Origin of the sequence: Microcoleus sp. D3_18_C4 (genome assembly GCF_036702355.1) — a bacterium.
Lineage (GTDB): Bacteria > Cyanobacteriota > Cyanobacteriia > Cyanobacteriales > Microcoleaceae > Microcoleus.
In genome coordinates this window covers 1-2,683 of the sequence record NZ_JAUBTF010000150.1, presented here as the reverse complement: position 1 = coordinate 2,683, position 2,683 = coordinate 1, and the positions used below count along the sequence as shown (strand labels likewise).

General features: G+C 43.3%; 2 protein-coding genes. Both read right to left on the bottom strand.

All coding sequences use genetic code 11. From position 1 onward, the window contains the following. Nucleotides 1–52 precede the first annotated feature (52 nt). The gene (locus QUA90_RS30240) at nt 53–958 is read right to left on the bottom strand and encodes a hypothetical protein (protein ID WP_333448775.1); all 906 of its coding nucleotides are present in this window, start codon (nt 956–958) and stop codon (nt 53–55) included. Between the two features lie 122 nt (nt 959–1,080). After that, on the bottom strand, nt 1,081–1,407 hold the full coding sequence (locus tag QUA90_RS30235) for a hypothetical protein (RefSeq protein WP_333448774.1): 327 nt from the start codon (nt 1,405–1,407) through the stop codon (nt 1,081–1,083). Nucleotides 1,408–2,683 lie beyond the last annotated feature (1,276 nt).

The window sequence follows — 2,683 nt, the reverse complement described above, 5'->3', positions numbered from 1 at the left end:
TACCGAAACTGGTCTAAACTAACTATGTTATTCTACCACAAATATAGTCTGTCTACTTACGCCGAGCTGTACTAGAAGTGATTTCATTGTGGTATTGAAACTTCGCCACCGCCAGCAGCGCACAGAGGTAACTCTTGCGAGTGTGAGGGCTTCTGGCACCCCGCTCCTCTATCAAAAAGTTGCAGAATTCGCAAACCCAGCGATCCACATAATCCCCTACCTTAGCAGCCATTGCGGCTGCTGCTTCCTTAGAAGCCGCATACTTGAGTTCAACCGGCGGAATTAAAGTATTCAAAGACAGCTCTTCCAACGGCACTCCTCGGTAGTGATGGAACCAGCCGAGCAAGTGAAAGAACAAGCCAATTTGGTTGCGGCAGGCTGTAGTTTTCACCGGGTCTTCTAATCTACCCGGCCAGTGGGCGGAGGTACGAAACTTGTAGAACTGTTCAGTTTTAGCTTTTAACTTCTCTGACACTTGCTCTGGTTGCAAACCATAAGGCGGCAAAGCAGAGCGACTTGTCAGTAGCGTTTTCGCCATAATTCCATAGCCTCGACGGCGACGACCTCCGCAGCAATCAACAGGTTTCTCAGGTAAGGTATTTCCCGGCCACCAGCCTTGCTTGATGCACCAAGAAATAAGTTCCTTAAGCCGCGAGCGGTAAACCTCCTTACTACTATCCGAAGGTTGCAGCAGTTCAAAGGCTTTTTCTTGAGCTTCCTTCGCAGTTGTGAATTGCTCAACGTTTATACCTTTTTTAAAGGCCGTGGCCCTGTCTATTTCAACTCGCGTGGGCTTGCGACCTTTGAAAGGCTCCAAGCCCCATCCTGGCAAAGTGTAACGGTTAATCGCAGTTTCAGTTTGAGCGATAATTTCTTGCGCTTTCTTTCGCGGATGCTGGCTCTGAAGGTGAGTAGCATAAAGACCGAGAATATCGGTCAAAGAGAGGTTCTTTTTCATGTTTATAAATGGTAGTAGAGGAAAACGAGACAAGTTTAGGTCTTGTGGAAGTGCTACGAAGCTTTGAAAAGAGCCTTTCAGAAACTGGCTCTCATTCAAATAATAGTAAAAACTACAGTAAATCATAACTTTACTGTAGTTTTTACTCTAGGTGGCGGTCGGCTGTAAGCTTTACAAGACAAGGCTTTTTTTCTTAAAAACCCGCTTATTTTATAAATAAATTTTTGGCTACTTATAACCTCAAAAAAGATTAGGTAAGGCATAAGAGCTAACACCTTGCTATGCTTAGCAAGGTAGAAGCTCGACACCACACTCCAACCAATCGGGTGACTAAAACTAGCAAAACTTAGCTCTTGTTTAGTGGCTAATCTTTGTAAGGTAGCCTCTTTTGGCTTTTGTACTTGATAGCCAAAATACAGTTGTGTGGTTCTGGGGATAAAAAGATTCATAGTACAATGAGCGAGGCTAAAAAAGGGCTGGATTGTCAAAGAGTTTGGGGTTCAGACTAAGGGTTACTTTGGGTTGGCGAATGAGCTGGTAAATGCTCTTGTGTTCGAGCATATTGCTCAACAACTTCTGAGCGAGAAATACCGTGTATTTTGGCAAGATCATCCAGTATGTTGACGGCTGTTGGCGTCAGACTAAAGGTGAAAGGTCGTTTGGTTTCGTCGTACATTTCGGGGACATTTCGTAGACTTTTGTGTTTTGGCTTAGCCATGTCAAAAACTCCTTTTTGATTGGATGAACAAACTTTCAATTGAATTGGACGTAAAAATAAACACAAAAAAAGGAGTTCGGGTGAACTCCTGGCAAAGGTTGGTTATTTTATTTAGTTATTGGCTGTCCAGCGTTGATGAAACCCAACGCTCGGCAGACAAAGTGATTGTCGAACGAAATTTTAGAGAAAGTTATGAGTGCTAAAGGAATAGTAGCAGCGCTTTTTGTCGAGCACCAAGTGCTGGAATTTATAAGCTTTTAGCTACCTGAGAACTATTATAGCTTTGTCAATCAAAATCAGCTACATTTTTTTAGTGGTAAGTGATTTAGTTTTTAAGTCTCTGCTGGAGAGCCCTTAGCTCTTAACAAGAGCATAGTAGTGATTGAAACTTAACTTTTATTTACAGTTTGTTTTCCGCCCTGTCCACTTTACGCCAAGTTTCCTCTCCTCGGCTATGTCACCTGATTCCCTCACTCCCTAAATTTCCCTATGCAAATATACTTGCACAGACTCAAAACCCTGTCAGCACAAAGGATACAACTGTTGAGTAACAATTGTGTACCCAGGTAGATGATTGATATCTGCTTGTGCTCGGCAATTATATTGACTCAAAAACCGCCCAACCGCGCGTCTATGGTGCATTTTTGAAGCCATGCCAGCCGTGCCAGCAGTCCGATTGCCTCGCAGCCATTCCACCGCACCCGGCCTTTAGGCGATTGCAAAAACATTGCTTGCTACCAAAACTCAATAGCTATAACCAGCCTCAAAAGGCAAATGCACGCTCGACACAAAAAAGCAGTAATTTGGCAGGAAATTACAGGCGGCAAGCCGGATCTTTTCGGATAAAAACCGGTACAATGCAGCCCCTGCAAATGCTGTAATCGAGCGTGATTTTATACTGCTTTCCGTCTGATTTTATACGGCACTTGCCCATTCGTAACAAGTTAGAAGGGAGTATATTTTGTCAATACCTCTTTGTATAGAAATCTAAGTGAATAATAATGATA